Genomic DNA, 20,157 nt, shown 5'->3' with positions numbered 1-20,157 from the left:
AAAGGACTCTTTCAAGGGCGGTTAAAGGGCGGTGGACAGGTCTTGAATTTCGAGGGCCAGCGGCGCAGGACCGCTCAGCTTGACCCGCTCGTTGGCGGCCAGCGTCAACGTCGCGCCAACCACGTCAGGGCTGATCGGCAACTCGCCAGCGTCCAGGTCCAGCAGGCACACCAGCGTTACGCTGGCCGGGCGACCGTAGTCGAACAGTTCGTTGAGCGCGGCGCGAATTGTGCGGCCACTCATCAGTACGTCATCGATCAGCACCAGGTGCTGGCCTTCGATTTCGAACGGCAGCTCGGAAGGGCGCACTTGTGGGTGCAGGCCGTTCTGGCTGAAGTCGTCGCGGTAGAAGGAAACGTCAAGTGTGCCCATCGGTTCGTCGCGGCCCAGCGTCTTGAGCAATTCCTGCGCGACCCATACGCCGCCAGTGCGAATGCCGATGAAACGAGGTTCGCTGACACCGCGCTTGTTGAGGTGCGCGTTCAGGTCAGTGGCCATCTGACGAATCAGTTCGGCGGGGTTCGGCAGGTTCATGAAGTTGCTCCTGAAAGTACCCGAGCCGGGGCAAGGCCTGGCTCAGGCGGAAACGAAAATTCAGATTGTTACCGCTAAGCCCTATACAGGCTAAATGTGTCAGGCACTGAACAGCTCAGCGTTTGCATCCATCCAGCCCTGCAACAGGAGCATGGCGGCGATCGCATCGACCGGGTTGTCTTTGTAACTGCTGCCGCGCTGACCGCCACGACTCATGCGCTCGCCCTTGGCCTCGAAGGTCGTCAGGCGTTCGTCATGGGTATAAACCGGCAGATTGAAGCGACCGTTGATCCGACGGGAAAACTTCTCGGCCTTGACGCTCATGTCGCTGGGCGTGCCGTCCATGTTCAGCGGCAGGCCGACGACGATGGCGTCTGGTTTCCATTCGCGGATCAGCGCTTCGATCTGGCTCCAGTCCGGCACGCCTTGCTGGGCCTTGAGGGTGCACAGGTCGCGGGCTTGACCGGTAATCACCTGGCCCACCGCAACGCCGATCTGTTTGGTGCCGTAATCGAAACCCAGTAGTAAGCGCAGTGCGGGCATCAGGCGTGGCCTGCCTGGCTGGTGAGCAGGTTCAGGTTTACGCCCAGGCGCGCGGCGGCGGCATCCCGACGCTGGTCACTGTCGACGTCAAAGAGAATGGCAGGATCGAACGGGCAGGTTAGCCAGGCATTGGCAGCCATTTCAGCTTCCAGTTGGCCTGCATCCCATCCGGCGTAACCCAGAGTGATCACATTTTGATCAGGTCCGTAGCCGTCCGCGATGGAAAACAGCACATCCTGCGAAGTTGAGAGCGCCAGGTCGCCGAGCTCGACGGTGGCCTGAAAGACCTGCCCGCGGGGGTGCAGCACGAAACCGCGGTCGGTCTGAACCGGACCGCCGGTGTGTATCGCTATTTCCTGGCAACGCACGGGAGCGGGGAGCTCGGGGCGCAATTGTTCAAGGACATCCGCCAGCGTGAGGCTTTGCGGTCGGTTGATGACCAGCCCCATGGCTCCGTTGGCGTTGTGCTCGACGATGTAAGTCAGCGTCTGCGCAAAGTTCGGGTCCACCATGTGCGGCATGGCGATCAGGAATTGATGCTTGAGATAACTCGCAGATACGTTTTTCATGAGCCCTAGTGTGGCGTCGCGCGGCGGGCCTGACAACTGGCAGTTCTGACAGGTCCGCAGGTTTGTGAAGGAGCCATCAGTTACTGGAAAGCTTGTCACCCCGGGCGAATTTCCAGGTCCGGATGATTTCGAGCCGGTCGATGTCAGCCAGATCGCCGGTGAACGGCGCAAATGGCGCCGCCAGACGCACGATTCGCTGTGCAGCCTGATCCAGCAAGGGTTGTCCTGAGGACTCCAGCACCAGTATTTCGTACAGCGAACCGTCGCGATTGATCGAGACCATCAGGCGCAAATTGCCGTAGATCTGCTTGCGGCGTGCTTCTTCCGGATAATTCAGGTTGCCGACGCGCTCGACTTTCTTGCGCCAGTCGTCTTTGTACCAGGCGCCTTTGTCGCGCATGGTCGACGCGGCATTGAGGCGGTGGATCTTTGGTCGCTTGGCGTACAGCTGTTGTTCGTTGGAGAGCTCGGCCTCGAGGCTGGCGATTTCACTGCTCAGTTGCGAACTGTCGAATTCCGGGGCGGCCTTTGGCGTTGGGTCCGGTTTGACCTCTTCACGCTTGGCCACAGTCTTTTCAGGCGTTTTGGCCTTGGTGGCGACCACGGTTTTCGCCGACTCCTGTTTTTGCACAGGTTTGGCGGCTGGAGGCGGTGTCACTTTATTGATCTTGGTGTCCTGGAACGGCGCAAGCTCGGTGGTCTTGGGGATTTCCGCCTTGTCCAGGGTGCCGCTGCCTTCCTGATTGTCTTGAGCCAGAAAGTCGGCCTGTTTGGGCTTGGTGTCACTTTTGAACGTGGCGAGGGTGATTTCCAGCGTCTGGCTGATCTGTTCCGGTTTGACGTAAGTGAAACCCACGCCAAGGATGATCGCCACGTGTATCAACGCCGCAATCAGCAGGGTAAAGCCCAGACGATCCGCCGGGCGCACGCCTGATTGGGTAAGTTCGTATGGGAGATCGACAGCAGTCATCAGCGGGTTAGCGTCTCTTGGGGTATTTCAAAATCGTTGGCTGCGCATGATAGCCCAGATTGAAATGCGGACTTCTGTGGGAACACATATAACCCTGTGGGAGCTGGGCTTGCCCGCGATAAGGCTGGACGCGATAGACCATATCTGTGTCGTCCTTATCGCGGGCAAGCCCAGCTCCCACAGGGATCGAGTTATGGCTTACCGGGCCTGCAGCTTCTTCTCGATCACATCCATCAACATCCCACCAATATTAGTACCGAATGCATTGTCGATTTCACGAATGCAGGTCGGGCTGGTGACGTTGATTTCGGTCAGATGCTCGCCGATCACGTCCAGGCCGACGAAGATCAGGCCTTTTTCACGCAGAGTAGGGCCAATCTGTTCGGCGATGTAGCGATCCTTATCCGTCAGCGGACGTGCTTCGCCACGACCACCTGCTGCCAGATTGCCGCGGGTTTCCCCGGCCGCCGGGATACGTGCCAGGCAATACGGGACAGGTTCGCCGTCAACCATCAGGATGCGTTTGTCGCCGTCCTTGATCGCAGGCAGATAGCCCTGCGCCATGATTTGCTGGGTGCCATGTGCAGTCAGGGTTTCGAGGATCACCGACAGGTTCGGATCGCCCACGCGATGGCGGAAGATCGACGCGCCGCCCATGCCGTCCAGCGGCTTGAGGATCACATCGCCGTGCTCAGCGGCAAACTCGCGCAGGATGTCGGCACGGCGGCTGACCAGAGTCGGCGGCGTCAGCTGCGGGAACTGCGTGGCGAACAGCTTTTCGTTGCAGTCACGCAGGCTCTGCGGCTTGTTCACGATCAGTACGCCAGCACGCTCGGCCTGTTCCAGCAGATAAGTGGCGTAAACGAATTCCATGTCGAATGGCGGATCCTTACGCATCAGAATCACGTCCAGATCATCCAGACCGCTGTCCACTTCGGTACCAAACTCGAACCATTTGGCCGGGTCGGCAAAAACTTTCAGCGGTTTCATGCGAGCGCGGGCCTGGCCAGCGTTCTGATACAGGTCCTGCTGCTCCATGTAGAACAGCGACCAGCCGCGTTCCTGAGCGGCAAGCAGCATGGCCAGTGAGCTGTCCTTTTTATAGGAGATGCGCTCAATCGGGTCCATGACAATCCCTAGGCGAACGCTCATGGGCAAATATCCTCTGATCGATAACGGCCGCGTCGGCCTTGAAATAGGCGTCAGGGTGGCGCTCCGCTTGCTCCGGGTCAAGAGGCAAGCACGTGGCGGCCGGCTTTATGGATTGAGTCTAGAGAGTGTGCTAAAAAGGCTCGGCGCCTGAATTTGGCATTTGGCCTTCAGCCCCTGTAAATCAGGAGCTGGCAGTACGATCAGGCTCCCGTGCCGGGCTGAACACGCATAATTACGCCGCGGCGATGGAAGAGCAGATATGGAACAGCATTCATCAGCACTGAAAGTCATGGTCATCGACGATTCGAAGACGATTCGTCGCACCGCCGAAACGCTGCTGAGAAATGTCGGTTGCGAGGTCATTACCGCAATTGACGGATTCGATGCGCTGGCCAAGATCGCCGACAATCATCCGCGCATCATCTTCGTCGACATCATGATGCCGCGTCTGGATGGCTATCAGACCTGCGCGTTGATCAAAAACAACCGGGCGTTCAAATCGACGCCGGTGATCATGCTCTCGTCCAAGGATGGCCTCTTTGACAAGGCCAAGGGACGAATCGTCGGCTCTGATCAGTTTTTGACCAAACCGTTTAGCAAGGAAGAGCTGCTCAGCGCGATCAAGGCGCATGTGCCGGGGTTCGTTGCAGTGGAACAACAAGTTTCGTGACGCCTGCTGCCCACAAGGGCTGCGGGCATTCATCCTTATGGGGAACACCATGGCTCGAATTCTGATCGTCGATGACTCGCCGACTGAAATGTACAAATTGACCGGCATGCTGGAAAAGCACGGTCATGAAGTTCTCAAGGCCGAAAACGGTGCCGACGGCGTTGCCCTGGCGCGTCAGGAAAAGCCCGACGCCGTGCTCATGGACATCGTCATGCCCGGCCTCAATGGTTTTCAGGCCACCCGCCAACTGACCAAGGACGCGGACACCAGCATGATCCCGGTGATCATCATCACCACCAAGGATCAGGAAACCGACAAGGTCTGGGGCAAACGTCAGGGCGCGCGTGATTACCTGACCAAGCCGGTGGACGAAGAGACCCTGATGAAAACCCTGAATGCGGTACTCGCCGGCTGACGCCGGTTCGTCATGGCTGAGTCTCAAACCGCTTTTCAGCTGCTGTTCGACATCGATCAACGTTGTCGAACACTGGCGGCGGGCCTGCCGTTTCAGGAAACCCGCCAGCAGGACTGGAGCGGTATCGGCTTTCGCATGGGCGAGCGTTGCTATGTGGCGCCCATGGGGGAAGTCAGCGAAATACTTCATGAGCCACGCTACGCAGCGCTGCCCGGAGTAAAACCCTGGGTGCGCGGCGTGGCCAATCTGCGTGGCAAGCTGTTACCCATCATGGATCTGTGCAGCTTTTTCGGCCATGAACTGTCGCCCCTGCGTAAAGAGCGGCGGGTGCTGGTCGTTGAGCACCAGGATGTATTCGCCGGTTTGCTGGTTGATGAGGTCCTCGGCCTGCAGCATTTCAGTCAGATCAGCCTGATGCCCCGGCAGGCGGCTGACATGGATGATGACATTACGCCGTTCATTCGAGGGCGGTTTGTGCGCGATCAGGCCTGGCTGGTGTTCAGTCCATGGGCGCTGGCGCAGTCACCGGGCTTCATGGACGTAGCGCTTTAACGTATTCGGCAGGCCAGCAACGCTGGCCTTTTTTGCTTGCGCGATAAACATCGCATTCGGTCCAGGTGGGACATGAGTAAGACAGGCAGATCATTGGAAGGCCTACGCAGCCGTTCGCAAATCGTCGTGCTGTTCGTCGCGCTGATCATTTTCATCGTGTTGCTGTTCGTCAATTTCGCTTACCTCAACACGCAGTCGAATTACGACAAGCAATACATCGGTCACGCAGGCGAGCTGCGCGTGTTGTCTCAGCGCATTGCCAAGAACGCCTCCGAGGCCGCCGCGGGTAAACCGCAAGCCTTCAAATTGCTTGCCGATGCCCGCAACGACTTTGACATGCGTTGGGGCTATCTGCGCAAGGGCGACAAAAACACCGGTTTGCCACCCGCGCCACAGGACGTCCGCGACGAGTTGCAGACGGTGCAGGCCGACTGGGAAGCCCTGCGTAGAAACTCCGACGTGATTCTGGCCAACGAGCAGACCGTGCTGTCGTTGCATCAAGTGGCTGCGACCCTGGCCGAAACCATCCCGCAATTGCAGGTCGAGTACGAAAAAGTCGTCGATATCCTGCTGCAAAACCGCGCGCCAGCCAGCCAGGTCGCAGTTGCCCAGCGTCAGTCTTTGTTGGCTGAGCGGATTCTTGGTTCGGTCAACAAGGTGCTGGCGGGGGATGACACCGCGGTTCAGGCCGCCGACGCTTTCGGTCGTGACGCCAGTCAGTTCGGCCAAGTGCTCAGCGGCATGCTCGACGGCAACGTGAGCTTGCGCATCGCGCAGGTCGACGACCCGGCCGCCCGAGCGCGTTTGGCCGAGATCGCCGAGTTGTTCCAGTTCGTTTCCGGTTCGGTGGATGAGATTCTCGAAACATCGCCTGAGCTGTTCGAGGTGCGCGAGTCTGCAGGCAACATCTTCAACACGTCACAAACCCTGCTAGACGAAACCTCTGTGCTCGCCAACCGGCTGGAGCATCTGGCCAGTGCGCGCTCATCGAACACCATTGGCGGTTACGTGCTAGGGCTGTTGGCCTTGATGTCGATCATCCTCATCGGCCTGGTCATGGTGCGTGAGACCAATCGTCAGCTTCGCGAGACCGCCGAAAAAAGCGAGCGCAACCAGAACGCGATCATGCGTCTGCTCGATGAAATCGAAAACCTGGCTGACGGTGATCTGACCGTGGCCGCGTCGGTGACGGAGGATTTTACCGGGGCAATTGCTGACTCCATCAACTATTCCATCGACCAGTTGCGCGAGCTGGTGGCGACCATCAACCTCACTGCCGAGCAAGTGTTCGGTGCGGTGAAGGACACCCAGGGTACCGCCACGCAACTGGCTGCGGCGTCCGAGCATCAGGCGTTGCAGATCGCTGCGGCGTCCAACGCGATCAACCGCATGACCGGGTCTATCGATCTGGTCTCGGCCAACGCCCATGAGTCCTGGTCGGTGGCCGAACGCTCCGTTGCCATTGCCAACAAAGGCAATGAGGTGGTGCACAACACCATCAACGGCATGGACAACATTCGCGAGCAGATTCAGGACACGTCCAAGCGAATCAAGCGTCTTGGTGAGTCTTCTCAGGAAATCGGCGATATTGTCAGCCTGATTGACGACATTGCTGACCAGACCAACATCCTCGCCTTGAACGCTGCGATTCAGGCGTCGATGGCCGGTGACGCCGGGCGCGGTTTTGCGGTGGTGGCTGACGAAGTGCAGCGTCTGGCTGAACGTTCGTCCTCAGCGACCAAGCAGATTGAAACGCTGGTGCGGGCGATTCAGAACGACACCAACGAGGCGGTGATCTCCATGGAGCAGACCACCACCGAAGTGGTGCGGGGTGCGCGCCTCGCGCAGGACGCCGGAGTGGCGCTGGAAGAGATCGAGGGCGTTTCAAAAATCCTTGCCGCGCTGATCCAGAGCATCACCAACGCGGCCCAGCAGCAGTCAGAACTGGGTCTGCAGATATCCCAGACCATGACGGTCATTCAGCAAACCACCTCGCAGACCACCTCAGGTACCGCCGCCACGGCGCGCAGCATGGGTAACCTGGCGAAGATGGCCAGCGCGATGCGTCGCTCGGTTTCGGGCTTCACCTTGCCGTCGTCAAAGGACCGTGGGTGATGTTCAAAAAACGTACAGCTCTGCTCTCCTGCAGAGAAGGTCCGGTCGACACAAACATTCAGGTTGGAATGCGATCTCTGTGGGAGCGGTGCTTGCCCGCGATGCATGAGTCGCAGTTAGACGACATACCGCGTTATCGTTTATCGCGGGCAAGCACCGCTCCCACAGGGTCGGTTTATCCCTCGGTGAGCGTCTACGGGTTCGGGTTCAACTTCGGTATAAGCAATCAAGCTGGGTATTGGAGTCGTCATGGCTGATCGGCACGACTATGTAGCGCTGGAATGGGTGAAAGGCGAAATCGCTGAAACCCTCAAGCAGGCTCGCCAGGCCCTCGAAGTATTCATCGTCGACCCCGGCCATACGGAGGCGATGGACGAGTGCCTGGATTGCGTGCACCAGGTGCACGGCAGCCTGCAAATGATCGAATTCTACGGTGCAGCGTTGCTGGCCGAGGAAGTCGAACAACTGGCGCTCGCCTTGCAGCAGGATCGCGTGGCGGAACGTGCCGAGGCCGAGCAGTTGCTGACTCAGGCCATGACGCAACTGCCTGCGTATCTGGACCGTATTCATTCTGCCCGGCGCGATCTGCCGCTGGTGGTCTTGCCGCTGCTCAATGACTTGCGCAGTGCCCGGGGTGAAAGCCTGTTGTCGGAGACCAGCCTGTTCGCGCCGCAACTGGTCAGTGTTGCGCCGCTGGATGCGCAAACTCTTGAACAGCGCGACAACCCCGAGTTACCCGCGCTGCTGCGCAAATTACGCCAGACCCTGCAGACTGCGCTGGTCGGCCTGTTGCGTGAGCAGGACGTAAAGACTCAGCTCGGCTACATGGGCAAAGTCTTCGCGCGTCTCGAACAGCTGTGCGACAACGCGCCGTTGGGGCCGCTCTGGCAGATTGCGTCGGCATTGGTGGAAACCATGCTCAATGGCAATTTCACCAACAGTCCGGCATTGCGCAGCCTGTTCAAGGATGCCGACAAAGAACTCAAACGCTTGCTGGAGCAGGGCATTGCGGGGATCAACCAGCCTGCGCCGGATGAGTTGCTCAAAAGCCTGTTGTTCTACATCGCCAAGTCCGACAGCCAGGCGCCACGAATGGTCGATCTGAAGGACCAGTACGGCCTGGACGAAGCGCTGCCCGACACCACGCCACCCAGCCAGCAACGGACGAGCCTCGGACCTGATCGCGACGCGATGCGCTCGGTGATCAGCGCCTTGTGCGAAGAGCTGGTGCGGGTCAAAGAGCGGCTGGATGTGTTTGTACGCGGTGATCGCAAGTCGGTCAGCGAACTCAACAGCCTGCTACCGCCGCTGCGGCAGATCGCCGACACACTGGCTGTGCTGGGCTTCGGTCAGCCGCGTAAAGTCATCATTGATCAGTTGGCCGTGGTGCAGGGTTTGGCGCAGGGCCAGCGCGAGCCGAGTGACGCCGCATTGATGGATGTGGCCGGGGCATTGCTGTATGTCGAGGCAACGCTGGCCGGAATGGTCGGCCCGGTCGAGCAAGCCGCCAATCGCGAAGAGAGTCGCCTGCCCACCACTGACCTGACGCAGATTCATCAGTTAGTCATCCGTGAAGCCCGGGTCGTGTTGCAGCAAGCCAAGGATGTGATCATTGATTACATCGATGGTGAATGGGATCGCGAGCGTCTGAAGCCACTGTCTGCGTTGCTGGTGCAAGTGCGCGGCGCACTGGCGATGATTCCGCTGGCCCGTGCAGCCAGTCTGCTGGCGGCCTGTAACGACTACATTCTTGAACACCTCTTGATCGACGAAACCCGCCCGGCCTGGACCCAGCTCGACAGCCTCGCTGATACCATTACCGGCATCGAGTATTATCTGGAGCGCATGGGCGAAGACCATGAGGCGCCGGGCGAACAGGTGCTCGACATGGCGCAGGAAAGCCTGGCGCGACTGGGCTACACGCCCGCGTCGGATACCCTCGACGTACCGGTGCTGGACGAGGTCATCAGCCAGGACGAGATTCTTGAGCTGGAAGCGCGCAACGCCTTGGTCAGCCCGACGCAAACCATCGCCGATGTGCTGGCCAGTCCAATGTCTGGCGTGAACCCGCCGGCGCTTCATACCCCCGATAGCCTGTTGCCGCCGCCTGCCGATGAAGAAGCGGTGGACGACGAGTTACTGGAAGTCTTTCTTGAGGAAGCCGAAGAAGTCCTCGCCGCCCTGCGCGAATACCTGCCGCAATGGATTGGCTCCCTCAATGATGCGCGCAGCAACACCACCGCGCTGACCGAAGTGCGCCGCGCTTTCCACACCCTCAAGGGCAGTGGGCGGATGGTTCGTGCATTGATCCTTGGCGAACTGGCGTGGGCAGTGGAAAACCTGCTCAACCGCATACTGGAAAACAGCGTCAAACCCGACGAGCACGTTCAGCAGCTGCTCAATGAAGTGCTGGAACTGCTGCCAGCCGTTCTCAAGGATTTTGCTCAGGGTGCCCAGCGTCAGCGCAACGATGTGGACCGCCTCGCTGCCCAGGCGCATGCCCTGGCCAGAGGACAAGGACTGCTGACCTTCGACGTCGCCGCCGATAGCGAAAACGAAACTGACGAGCTCGACCCGCAACTGCTGGAAATCTTCCGCCAGGAAGCCCTGAGTCATCTGGACAGTCTCAAGCGTTTTCTGAAGAGCTGCGCCAATGATCCAGAGCCTGCCATCAGCGACGACCTGCTGCGGGCGCTGCACACCCTAAAAGGCAGCGCCTCCATGGCCGGTGTGTTGCCGATTGCGGAACTGACCAGTCCGCTGGATCAACTGGTGCGTGAGTACAAAGCGCACATGCTGGCGTTGGGGCAGGCCGAACTTGAGTTGTTGCACCAGGCCGAACCGCTGCTTCTGATGGGCCTGGCGCAGCTGTCGAGCGATCCGTTGGGGCCGATTCCCGGTGCGGCGGCGCTGATCGATTCCGCCCAGACCTTGCTGCAAGAGCGACTGGCAGCGGTGTTGAGTGCGTCGAACAACGGTTTACGGGTCAAGCGCAATCCGCAACTGATCGAGAGTTTTCTGGCCGAAGGCATGGACATCCTGCTGGACGCGGAAAACCTCTTGCAGCGCTGGCGGGAACACCCCGGAGAACGCCAGGAACTCTCTGCGCTGCTGGATGAGCTGACCACCTTGGGGCATGGCGCGCACCTCGCTGATTTGCCGCAAGTGGACGAACTTTGCGAGGCTCTGCTTGACCTGTATGGGGCGGTGGAAGAAAGCAGCCTGGCGGTCAGCGAACGTTTCTTTGATGAGGCCGAACAGGCCCATGAAGCGCTGATCTGCATGCTTGATCAACTGGCGGCCGGGCAAGAAGTTGAAGCCTGTCCGGCCCGTATTCAGGCGTTGCGGGACTTGCATGATCAGGCGCTGGACCCTTCAGCCACGGGCCTGATCAAAAGTGACGGCAGCCAGACGCTGAGCATCACCGAGCTGAACGCAGCCACCGAAACGTTGGCCAGTCATGCGCCGATTCTCGGCGACCCGTTGAACCTCGATGACGAGATCGTCGAGATATTTCTCGAGGAAGCAGTGGATATCCTCGACAGCGCCGGGCAAGCCCTGCAGCGCTGGTTCGATGATCCGGAGAACCCGTTGCCGCTATCAGCCTTGCAGCGCGACCTGCACACCTTGAAGGGTGGCGCGCGCATGGCTGAAATCGGTCCCATTGGCGATCTGGGGCATGAGCTGGAAAGCGTCTACGAAGGCCTTGTCGACCGCCGCTACAGCCATTCTCCGGCACTGGCTGAGTTGCTGGTCCAAAGCCATGACCATCTGGCATTGATGCTTGAAGAGTTACAGAAGCACCGGGTGCTGAGTGACCCGACGGCGTTGATCGATGCCATTCAGGCCTTGCGTATGGGCGCTACGCCGGCGTCAATGGGCGAGCCCATACCGGCACAGCCCAAAGTTGAAGCCAATACTTCGCCTGAGCGCGACACCGAGTTGCTGGAAATCTTCCTCGAAGAAGGCTTCGACCTCATCGACAGCTCCGGCGCTGCGCTGACACGGTGGCAGGCCGACCCCGCTAATTTGCTCGAAGTGGAAAACCTGCTGCGCGACCTGCATACCTTGAAAGGTGGCGCGCGCATGGCAGAAATCGCCCCCATCGGCGATCTGGCTCACGAGCTGGAAACGCTCTATGAGGGTTTGTCGGCCGGGACAGTGAAGCCCGATCCGATCACCATCAGCCTGCTGCAAAGCGGCCACGATTTGCTCGGTGATATGCTCGACGCGGTGCGCACCGACAAACCGTTGCCCGGTGCGGCGCTGCTGATCGAGAGCATTCGCAAGCAGGCCTCTGGCGATAGCTCGAATGGTCCCACCCTCGCGCCTGCGATGCTCGAACCGTTAGCCCCGATACTCATGCCCGAGCCAGCTTCGGCTCCTGATACCGAGGGTGAGCGCGCGGCCAGCGAGATGGTCAAGGTTCCGGCGCAAGAACTGGAAACGCTGGTCAACCTGGCGGGCGAGACATCGATCTTTCGCGGCCGTATCGAACAGCAAGTCATTGACGCCGAAGGCACCCTCGCAGAAATGGCCACGACCATTGAGCGGATGCGCGATCAGTTGCGGCGTCTGGACATGGAAACCCAAGGCAGCATCCTCAGTCGTGAGCAGGTGCAGGCCGAGCGGCTGGGTTACGAAGATTTCGACCCGCTGGAAATGGATCGCCATTCCCAGCTGCAACAATTGTCCCGCGCTTTGTTCGAGTCCGCGTCCGACTTGATGGACCTCAAGGAAACCCTCGACGCCCGGGCCAGCGATGCGCAGACCCTGTTGCTGCAACAGGCGCGGGTCAATACCGAATTGCAGGAAGGCCTGATGCGCACGCGCATGGTGCCTTTCGAGCGCATGGTGCCGCGCCTCAAACGCATCGTGCGTCAGGTGTCCGCCGAGTTGCACAAAAAGGTCCATTTCGAGGTGGGTAACGCTGAAGGCGAGATGGACCGTACGGTGCTTGAGCGCATGGTCGCGCCGCTGGAGCACATGCTGCGCAACGCCATCGATCATGGCCTTGAAAGCACTGAGGAGCGCCTGGCTCAGGGCAAGCCCGAGTTCGGCACCATTCTTCTGGATCTCAAGCACGAAGGTGGCGATATCGTCTTCGAGATGAGCGACGACGGTGCAGGTGTGGACCTGGATGCGGTGCGGAAGAAGGCCATCAAGCGCGGCATGATTCCAGCTTATGCACAGCCGGGTTATCACGAGACGTTGCAGTTCATTCTGGAGCCTGGGTTCTCCACTGCGGAAACCGTCACGCAGATTTCCGGACGCGGCGTCGGGATGGACGTGGTGCATGCGGAGGTCAAGCAACTGGGCGGCACCATGGTCATCGAATCCGTGCAGGGGCAGGGCGCACTGTTCCGGATTCGCCTGCCGTTCTCGGTGTCGGTCAACCGTGCACTGATGGTGCAGTGGGGCGAAGAGCAATACGCCGTGCCGCTCAATACTGTCGAAGGCATTGTGCGGGTCATGCCCGGCGAGCTGGAAAGGTGCTACCAGTCGACGCCGCCGCGTTATCAATATGGCGAGCGGGTTTACGAGTTGCGCTATCTGGGCGAGCTGCTCAATTACAGTCAGCCGCCTTCGTTCATCGGGCAAACCCAGCCGCTACCGGTGTTGCTGGTGCATGTTCAGGACCAGTGGGTTGCGGTGCAGGTCGATGCGTTGGCGGGCTCGCGGGAAATCGTCGTTAAAAGCCTCGGCCCGCAGTTTTCCAGAGTGCAGGGTATTTCCGGTGCGACCATTCTGGGCGATGGCCGCGTCGTGCTGATTCTCGATTTGCTGGCGCACATTCGTCGGTTGCATGGCCGTCTGCTGGCCGAGCAGTCAGCGGGGCGCAGTGTGCCAGTGTGGAGCGACGCCGAGCAGGGCCGACCGCTGTTGGTGCTGGTGGTGGACGATTCGGTCACGGTACGCAAAGTCACCAGCCGCCTGCTGGAGCGTCATGGCATGAACGTGCTGACAGCCAAAGACGGTGTCGACGCCATGCTGCTGCTCAAGGAGCGCGTCCCGGACGTCATGTTGCTGGATATTGAAATGCCACGCATGGACGGTTTCGAAGTCCTTGGCCATGTTCGCGCCGACGAGCAGCTCAAGGAATTGCCCATCATCATGATCACCTCCCGCTCCGGCCAGAAGCACCGCGACCGTGCCATGGGGTTGGGCGTCAATGAGTACTTGAGCAAGCCGTATCAGGAATCAGTGCTGCTCGAAAGCATCGCCTATTGGAGTCAGGTCAATGCCTAACGCTGCCAGTGCGACACAACTGACCGGGTTGATTCTGCCACTGAGCGACCGCAATTTGCTGCTGCCCAACGTCGCCGTGGCGGAGCTCATCGACTATCAGGATTGCAGCGCCGACAGTGATGCGCCTGCATGGTACCTGGGGCCGATCAGTTGGCGGCAGCGCACTTTGCCCTTGCTCAGTTTCGAAGCCGCGTGCGGCGGCCGAACCCTTGTCGGTGGCCGCGCACGCATCGTCGTACTCAACGCCCTGGGTGGCCGCGACGAGCTGAAATTCATTGCTCTGCTGACCCAAGGCATCCCCCGTTCCTGCAAGGTCGACAACCAGCTCAGCTATGTTGACGTACCTCTGGATGCGCTTGAGCTCGCGGCCGTGCAAATCGGCGAGACCATCGCGAAGATCCCCGATCTGGTGGGGCTAGAGCAGTGGTTGGTGGATGCGGGCCTCACACAAACCTCCCTGTAGGAGCTCACGAGCACCGCGAGGCAGCGATAGCGTTCTGCCTGACACACCGCCATCGCGGCCTCGCGGTGCTCGTGCGCTCCTAAAAAGAATCGTATCCCGCCGGGTATGTGAGCCGATTAGATTTTATATTCGGCTCACGGAATGAGCCGAATAGGTTTATTATTCGGCTCATGTGCATAACGGTCGTCATCATGAACGAACACCTGAACTGGATCTGGCAGCACGCTGACTGGCCGCATTTTCGCTGGCAGGCGGAGCGGCTCGCCTCACTACTGCGCTGCTGCTCCCAGGCGCAGGGCCGTTTGCTGGGCATGTTGGGTGCGGCGGGTGCCGATGCGAGCGCACAGACAGAACTGGATGCGCTGCTGCAAAACATCATCACTTCTTCAGCCATTGAGGGTGAGCAACTGAATGTCGGTTCAGTGCGCTCATCACTGGCCAAGCGTCTTGGACTTGAGGCTGATCAGCGGGTCAGCCCGCGCAGTGAAGGCCTGGCCGAGCTAATGCTCGATGCCACCCAGCAACACACTGCGACGCTCACGCTTGAGCGGGTACTCCATTGGCACACGCTGCTGTTTCCGGCTCAAGAATCGCTGCTGTCCCACGACATCCGGGTAGGTGCTTTGCGGGGCGAAGAGCCGATGCAGGTGGTGTCGGGGCGTGTGGACCGGCCAACTGTGCATTTCGAAGCCCCGGCGCGCGAAGGTCTGGAGGGACAACTCGATGCGTTTCTCGATTGGTTCGCCGCCAGCCGGGAAGATGTCAGCCTTGACCCATTGCTGCGTGCGGGCATTGCGCACTTCTGGTTCGTGACGCTGCATCCCTTCGATGACGGCAACGGCCGTCTGACGCGAGCAATCACCGACCTTGCCTTGGCGCAGGCTGAGAACCAGGCGATCCGCTTTTACGCCATGTCCGCGAGCATTCTTGCGGATCGACGAGGCTACTATGAAATTCTGAAGCGCAGTCAGAAAGACGGTCTGGATATCACGCCGTGGCTTGAGTGGTTTCTGCAAACCCTGCTGCATACCCTTGAGCAAGCGATCAAGCGCATCGACCGCGTTCTGGCCAAGGCACGCTTCTGGCAGCAACACCGGGCTGATGGTTTATCGCCAGAGCAAATCAAAGTCCTCAACCGTTTGCTGGACGGAAGTTTACTGGCCGACAAACCGGGTTTCGAAGGCGGCATCAGCGCCGCGCAATATCAGGCTGTTGCGAAGGTCAGTAAGGCCACTGCCACCCGGCACCTTGCTGATCTTCTGGAGAAAGGCTGCGTGCTGAAACTGCCAGGGGGAGGGCGGAGTACGCGGTATCAGTTGGTCTTGGATTGAGCGGTTGTTGTCCCGCAGCTAACCTTGGACCTGTAGGAGTGAGCTTGCTCGCGATAGCGTTAATTCAGGCGATAATTGTCGTCGACAGAGAAACCGAATCGCGAGCAAGGTGGAGCGCCACCCCGGTCACTCCTACAATGGCCTGTGCTTGCTGCGTGAGAGCGTACTGTCAGATCGGCAGGTGCTGAATGCGTCGGTTTACTTCGAGCTCGCTGAGGTTCAAGGACATATCGTCGGTCAGAACTGTCCTGGCTTTGTGTTGAGCGACAGAGCGGCGCAGGCGCTTGGCGTTTGATTCGTTACTCAGCAAGTAAGTCGTCTCAACGCTGGAGTTTTCATTCCGCGGGTTGTCAGGCGAGGTCATGATGAAATCCGAAGAGCGTTTTCAATGAAAAGTAACTGATTTAGGCGGAGCGAATCAGTACGGATGTATTACCCACCGAGATATTGAGCCACAACTTCCCCGCTCCACAGCCAGACATCGCCCTTTCACTTGAGTGAAATTTCCGAAAAAAACCTGGACCAACTAAGCATTTCGTTGATGTCGAATTCTAATGACTTGAATTTCTTGATCGTTTATTCGGTACAGCGCTAAAAATGGGTAGCGAGCAAAAACCAGCTCACGAACCCCTGGACGTAGAGCCGGGCGCCCCATGCTGCTGAAAATCGTCAGTGGGTCCAGCTTTTCGAGGAGGTGGAGAATAATGCCAGTTGCTACCTTTGGACCTGCGTTTGCAACGTAGTATTCGTGGATAGAAAGCAGGTCGCTTCGAGCTTTCTCAGTCAGCGCTATTGTTCGCACGTGCTAACCACTCAGCTTTTACTATTTCAAGATCGGTGAGACGTCCCGCTTCAGCGTCTGCAATGCCTTCGTCTATCGCCTGCAACTCTTCGAATGCTGTCGCCAAATACTGTTCTAACGCCCGTTGCAGATGGTATTGGCGTTCTCGATTTGAAGCCGACACGAGCTCGTCGAGTTTTGTTGCCAATGAGTCATCAATAAAGAATGACAACGTGGATGATGCCATGACGTACTCCCCGAATTGGCAATTATAGGTTTGCGCGCAACGCTTGGGAGTATACCGCTGCTGTGAGTGCAGAGAGGTTTCGCTATTCAGATGTGTCATTGCTTTGAAGTTTTCGCAGGAAATTTGGGCTTTGAAATTTATCAAGGGATGCCTACTTTTTGAGTTAGATATTTATTGCCTGCGCAGATGTTGACTCGTTCTATGGCCGTTCGATAGCAAGAAGCCTCCCTTTCACTTGAGTGAAATTTCCGAGAAAATCCCGGCCTATTGCGCCCTGTGATTTGGGTCTCTAACCTCCTGCCGTCGCTGCAAAATCAGCGATCAGGTTTGGTAGACCTAGGTTATGTAGGCGCAAGGCGCCACCTTCAGCGAGGCGCTTTCTTACGGTCCGTGTTTATGGTGGCCGTGCGCATGGCGTCTTCGGACGCGCCGGGTGCCTGCGACCGGTTCTACCAACTTGCGTACGGCCGCCACCCTTCGTTTGGTAGCGAAGACAGCGGCTCCTTAAGTCATGTAGGAATTAAATCAAATGCCCGAAACACCACCTCAAATACCCTTCCTCGCCAATCACGCCCTGACCCAGGAGCAAGCCCTGACTCACGCCTCGGAGTTGCTGCGCTGCGCCATGGCCACTGCGTACGAATGCGGCGATAGCCTGACCGGTTCAAAGCGCGATCTGGCGTTTTCTGTTGTGCATCTGGTTGAAATGGCCAACGCGATGGTTGAGCGGTCGCTTCGATAGTTGCTGCGAAGCTACTTTCTTCTGTGGGAGCTGAGCTTGCTCGCGATGAACGATGATGCGATCTGCCTGAAACACCGCGGTGCCTGCATCGCGGGCAAGCCCAGCTCCCACAATGATCTGAGCCTTGCACTACAGCTTTTGGGCCAGCATTAGCCGCCATCAACTGATCATTACTCCAACCGTAACGATCCCACTCTCTACTTGATTGATGCCCCGCACCCTTAGCTCCTAAGGTGGCCCACGACAGCGAAATCGTGGAGTGGACATGACAACAATAACGACCCCCGACGCGCGCTGGTCGCGTCGTCGCACCGAGAAACAGCGGCGGCTCGAGCAGGTGCGGCATCTTGCCGATGGTGTGGTGTTGCCGACCGACAACATCGTCGCAGCGCTGGAAGCCTTGATGGTGTCCGGTGATCGCGTGGTGCTTGAGGGCAACAACCAGAAGCAGGCGGACTTTCTTTCCCGCGCCCTGGCCAAAGTCGACCCGGCCAAGCTGCACGACCTGCACATGATCATGCCCAGCGTTGGGCGCTCGGAGCACCTTGATCTGTTCGAACGCGGCATCGCCCGCAAGCTCGATTTCTCCTTTGCCGGTACGCAAAGCCTGCGCATCAGCCAGTTGCTGGAAGACGGCCTGCTGGAAATCGGCGCGATTCATACCTACATCGAGCTGTACTCGCGGCTCGTGGTCGATCTGATTCCCAATGTCGTGCTCTCTGCCGGTTTCATGGCCGACCGGGCGGGCAACATCTACACCGGCCCAAGCACTGAAGACACTCCCGCCTTGATCGAACCGGCCGCGTTCAGCGACGGCATTGTCATCGTCCAGGTCAACCAATTGGTGGACGACGTCAGCGATCTGCCTCGCGTTGATATCCCTGCGTCGTGGGTCGACTTTGTGGTGGTCGCCGACAAGCCGTTTTACATCGAACCGTTGTTCACCCGCGACCCGCGCCACATCAAGCCAGTACACGTGTTGATGGCGATGATGGCGATTCGTGGCATCTACGAAAAACACAATGTGCAGTCGCTCAACCACGGCATCGGCTTCAACACCGCCGCCATCGAATTGATCCTGCCGACCTACGGTGAATCACTCGGTCTGAAGGGCAAGATCTGCCGCAACTGGACGCTCAATCCGCACCCGACGTTGATCCCCGCCATCGAAAGCGGCTGGGTGGAGAGCGTGCACTGCTTCGGCACTGAGCTGGGTATGGAAAACTACATTGCTGCCCGGCCAGACGTGTTCTTTACCGGGCGCGATGGCTCGATGCGTTCCAACCGCATGGTCTGCCAACTGGCCGGGCAATACGCCGTGGATCTGTTCATCGGCGCGACCTTGCAAGTGGATGGTGATGGTCACTCCTCAACCGTCACCCGTGGTCGCCTTGCGGGTTTTGGTGGTGCGCCAAACATGGGTCACGATCCTCACGGGCGTCGCCATCCAACCCCTGCCTGGCTGGACATGCGCCAACAGAGCGGAGACGGCCCGGATGCTTACCTTGAGCGCGGTAAAAAGCTCGTGGTGCAAATGGTCGAGACCTTCCAGGAGGGTGGTAAACCCACTTTCGTGGAAACCCTCGACGCGGTCGAAGTGGCGAAGAAAAGCGGCATGCCCCTCGCGCCGATAATGATCTATGGCGACGACGTCACCCATTTGCTCACCGAAGAAGGCATTGCCTATCTCTACAAGGCACGCAGCCTGGAAGAGCGTCAGGCGATGATCGCTGCGGTGGCAGGCGTGACTGTCATCGGCATGCGCCATAACCCCAAAGACACCGCGCGCATGCGTCGCGAAGGTTTGATTGCGCTGCCGGAAGACCTGGGTATCCGCCGCACCGATGCCAGCCGCGAATTGCTCGCCGCCAAGAGCATCGGTGATCTGGTGCAGTGGTCGGGCGGCTTGTACAACCCGCCTGCAAAATTCAGGAGCTGGTAATGAGCGCACTCGCACACAAAGCCAAATCTGACAGCCCGTTGTTCGCCGAACAGTTGGCTGACCTTGCCGTCGACGCGCTGATTGATGAGGCGGATCTTTCACCTAAACCAGCACTGGTGGATCGGCGCGGCAGTGGCGCGCACAGCGATCTGCATCTGGGCCTGATGCACGCCTCGGCATTGTCGCTATGGCCAATGTTCAAAGACATGGCTGAAGCGGCCCAGCAGTTCGCAGAAATCGGTCAGCCTTTGCGCGAAGCCTTGGGTCGCATTGGTCGTGAAGGTGAAGCCGCGATGCTGCGCACCACGAACGGCGTGAACACCCACCGTGGCGCGATCTGGGCTCTGGGCCTGTTGGTCACCGCTGCCGCGCTTGAACCGGATAACTGCAGCGCAGCGCAATTGACCCTGCGCGCCGCAAAGCTGGCCTTGATTGAAGACCGCAACGTGGTCCCGCAACTTAGCCACGGCGCACAAGTGGCCCAGCTTTATGGCGCCATGGGTGCCAAAGAACAGGCGCAACTGGGCTTCCCCGCCGTCATGCAAAAAGGCCTGCCGCAACTGCAACACAGTCGGGCGTCCGGCAGCGGCGAGCAGAACGCGCGACTCGATGCCTTGCTGGCGATCATGACCACGTTGGCGGACACCTGTGTGCTGTATCGCTCCGGCCTTGAAGGTTTGCACGCCATGCAGCAAGGCGCGCAGCGGGTGCTGGATGCGGGCGGCAGTGCGAGCCTGGCCGGTCGTCGCCAATTGCACGCGCTGGATCAGCAGTTGTTGCAGCTCAATGCGTCACCCGGTGGCGCTGCCGATTTGCTCGCCGCATGCCTGTTCATCGATAGCCTTGAGCCTGTGCTCGGCTCTGAATCGAGGAGTGTCTGAC

Annotated in this window: 17 protein-coding genes and 2 pseudogenes; 11 read left to right on the top strand and 8 right to left on the bottom strand. The window is 59.1% G+C overall.

All coding sequences use genetic code 11. The features are described from left to right. Window positions 1-21: 21 nt before the first annotated feature. From pyrR to gshB, 5 genes are all read right to left on the bottom strand, one after another. Window positions 22-534, bottom strand: coding sequence for a bifunctional pyr operon transcriptional regulator/uracil phosphoribosyltransferase PyrR (gene pyrR / locus KDX30_RS06900; protein ID WP_027898383.1), 513 nt, complete (start codon window positions 532-534; stop codon window positions 22-24). Between the two features lie 99 nt (window positions 535-633). Beyond that, window positions 634-1,077, bottom strand: coding sequence for a Holliday junction resolvase RuvX (gene ruvX, locus KDX30_RS06895; RefSeq protein WP_027898384.1), 444 nt, complete (start codon window positions 1,075-1,077; stop codon window positions 634-636). Continuing rightward, on the bottom strand, window positions 1,077-1,646 hold the full coding sequence (locus tag KDX30_RS06890) for a YqgE/AlgH family protein (RefSeq protein WP_027898385.1): 570 nt from the start codon (window positions 1,644-1,646) through the stop codon (window positions 1,077-1,079). The genes ruvX and KDX30_RS06890 overlap by 1 nt, the downstream gene beginning before the upstream one ends. Before the next feature lie 76 nt (window positions 1,647-1,722). Continuing rightward, complete coding sequence (locus KDX30_RS06885) at window positions 1,723-2,616, bottom strand: energy transducer TonB (protein WP_027898386.1); 894 nt, start codon at window positions 2,614-2,616, stop codon at window positions 1,723-1,725. A 198-nt stretch (window positions 2,617-2,814) separates the two neighbouring features. Then, the gene (gene gshB / locus KDX30_RS06880; RefSeq protein ID WP_231675343.1) at window positions 2,815-3,768 is read right to left on the bottom strand and encodes a glutathione synthase; all 954 of its coding nucleotides are present in this window, start codon (window positions 3,766-3,768) and stop codon (window positions 2,815-2,817) included. A gap of 259 nt (window positions 3,769-4,027) precedes the next feature. Between gshB and pilG the strand changes: the two genes are divergently transcribed. From pilG to KDX30_RS06845, 8 genes and pseudogenes are all read left to right on the top strand, one after another. Next, window positions 4,028-4,438 carry a twitching motility response regulator PilG gene (gene pilG / locus KDX30_RS06875; RefSeq protein ID WP_027898388.1) on the top strand — a complete coding sequence of 137 codons (411 nt, stop codon included), beginning with the start codon at window positions 4,028-4,030 and terminating at the stop codon, window positions 4,436-4,438. Between the two features lie 49 nt (window positions 4,439-4,487). Continuing rightward, window positions 4,488-4,853 carry a twitching motility response regulator PilH gene (pilH, locus tag KDX30_RS06870; RefSeq protein ID WP_027898389.1) on the top strand — a complete coding sequence of 122 codons (366 nt, stop codon included), beginning with the start codon at window positions 4,488-4,490 and terminating at the stop codon, window positions 4,851-4,853. 12 nt (window positions 4,854-4,865) lie between these two features. Then, window positions 4,866-5,405 carry a chemotaxis protein CheW gene (locus KDX30_RS06865; RefSeq protein ID WP_231675342.1) on the top strand — a complete coding sequence of 180 codons (540 nt, stop codon included), beginning with the start codon at window positions 4,866-4,868 and terminating at the stop codon, window positions 5,403-5,405. Between the two features lie 72 nt (window positions 5,406-5,477). After that, a complete protein-coding gene (locus KDX30_RS06860; protein ID WP_027898391.1) occupies window positions 5,478-7,520 on the top strand; it encodes a methyl-accepting chemotaxis protein in 2,043 nt (680 codons plus the stop codon). Between the two features lie 249 nt (window positions 7,521-7,769). Then, window positions 7,770-11,820: pseudogene (locus KDX30_RS06855) on the top strand (Hpt domain-containing protein); the annotation flags it as partial. An 86-nt stretch (window positions 11,821-11,906) separates the two neighbouring features. Further along, window positions 11,907-13,769: pseudogene (locus KDX30_RS29665) on the top strand (hybrid sensor histidine kinase/response regulator); the annotation flags it as partial. Then, the gene (locus tag KDX30_RS06850; RefSeq protein WP_231675340.1) at window positions 13,762-14,232 is read left to right on the top strand and encodes a chemotaxis protein CheW; all 471 of its coding nucleotides are present in this window, start codon (window positions 13,762-13,764) and stop codon (window positions 14,230-14,232) included. The pseudogene KDX30_RS29665 and the gene KDX30_RS06850, both read left to right, overlap by 8 nt. A 191-nt stretch (window positions 14,233-14,423) precedes the next feature. Continuing rightward, complete coding sequence (locus tag KDX30_RS06845; RefSeq protein WP_231675339.1) at window positions 14,424-15,563, top strand: Fic family protein; 1,140 nt, start codon at window positions 14,424-14,426, stop codon at window positions 15,561-15,563. 169 nt (window positions 15,564-15,732) lie between these two features. On the opposite strand, the gene KDX30_RS06840 is transcribed toward KDX30_RS06845, so the two are convergent. The 3 genes from KDX30_RS06840 to KDX30_RS06830 form a co-directional block, all read right to left on the bottom strand. After that, window positions 15,733-15,927, bottom strand: coding sequence for a hypothetical protein (locus KDX30_RS06840; protein ID WP_231675338.1), 195 nt, complete (start codon window positions 15,925-15,927; stop codon window positions 15,733-15,735). Window positions 15,928-16,089: 162 nt separating this feature from the next. Then, the gene (locus KDX30_RS06835; protein WP_231675337.1) at window positions 16,090-16,365 is read right to left on the bottom strand and encodes a type II toxin-antitoxin system RelE/ParE family toxin; all 276 of its coding nucleotides are present in this window, start codon (window positions 16,363-16,365) and stop codon (window positions 16,090-16,092) included. Then, window positions 16,343-16,591: a CopG family ribbon-helix-helix protein gene (locus tag KDX30_RS06830; protein ID WP_231675336.1), complete on the bottom strand. Its 249-nt coding sequence runs from the start codon at window positions 16,589-16,591 to the stop codon at window positions 16,343-16,345. Before KDX30_RS06830 ends, KDX30_RS06835 begins: the two co-directional genes overlap by 23 nt. A 529-nt stretch (window positions 16,592-17,120) precedes the next feature. On the opposite strand from KDX30_RS06830, the gene KDX30_RS06825 reads away from it, so the two are divergent. From KDX30_RS06825 to KDX30_RS06815, 3 genes are all read left to right on the top strand, one after another. After that, entirely contained in the window at window positions 17,121-17,333 is a 213-nt protein-coding gene (locus KDX30_RS06825; RefSeq protein WP_231675335.1) for a DUF6124 family protein, read from the top strand. Window positions 17,334-17,598: 265 nt separating this feature from the next. After that, window positions 17,599-19,275, top strand: a complete 1,677-nt coding sequence (mdcA, locus tag KDX30_RS06820; protein ID WP_027901332.1) for a malonate decarboxylase subunit alpha — start codon at window positions 17,599-17,601, stop codon at window positions 19,273-19,275. Beyond that, window positions 19,275-20,156 carry a triphosphoribosyl-dephospho-CoA synthase gene (locus KDX30_RS06815; protein ID WP_231675334.1) on the top strand — a complete coding sequence of 294 codons (882 nt, stop codon included), beginning with the start codon at window positions 19,275-19,277 and terminating at the stop codon, window positions 20,154-20,156. Before mdcA ends, KDX30_RS06815 begins: the two co-directional genes overlap by 1 nt. The last annotated feature ends 1 nt before the right edge of the window (window position 20,157 follow it).

The sequence above is a fragment of the Pseudomonas quasicaspiana genome (assembly GCF_021147825.1).
Lineage (GTDB): Bacteria > Pseudomonadota > Gammaproteobacteria > Pseudomonadales > Pseudomonadaceae > Aquipseudomonas > Aquipseudomonas quasicaspiana.
The sequence above is the reverse complement of the archived record's forward strand: the minus strand, read 5'-3'. Positions and strand labels throughout refer to the sequence as shown.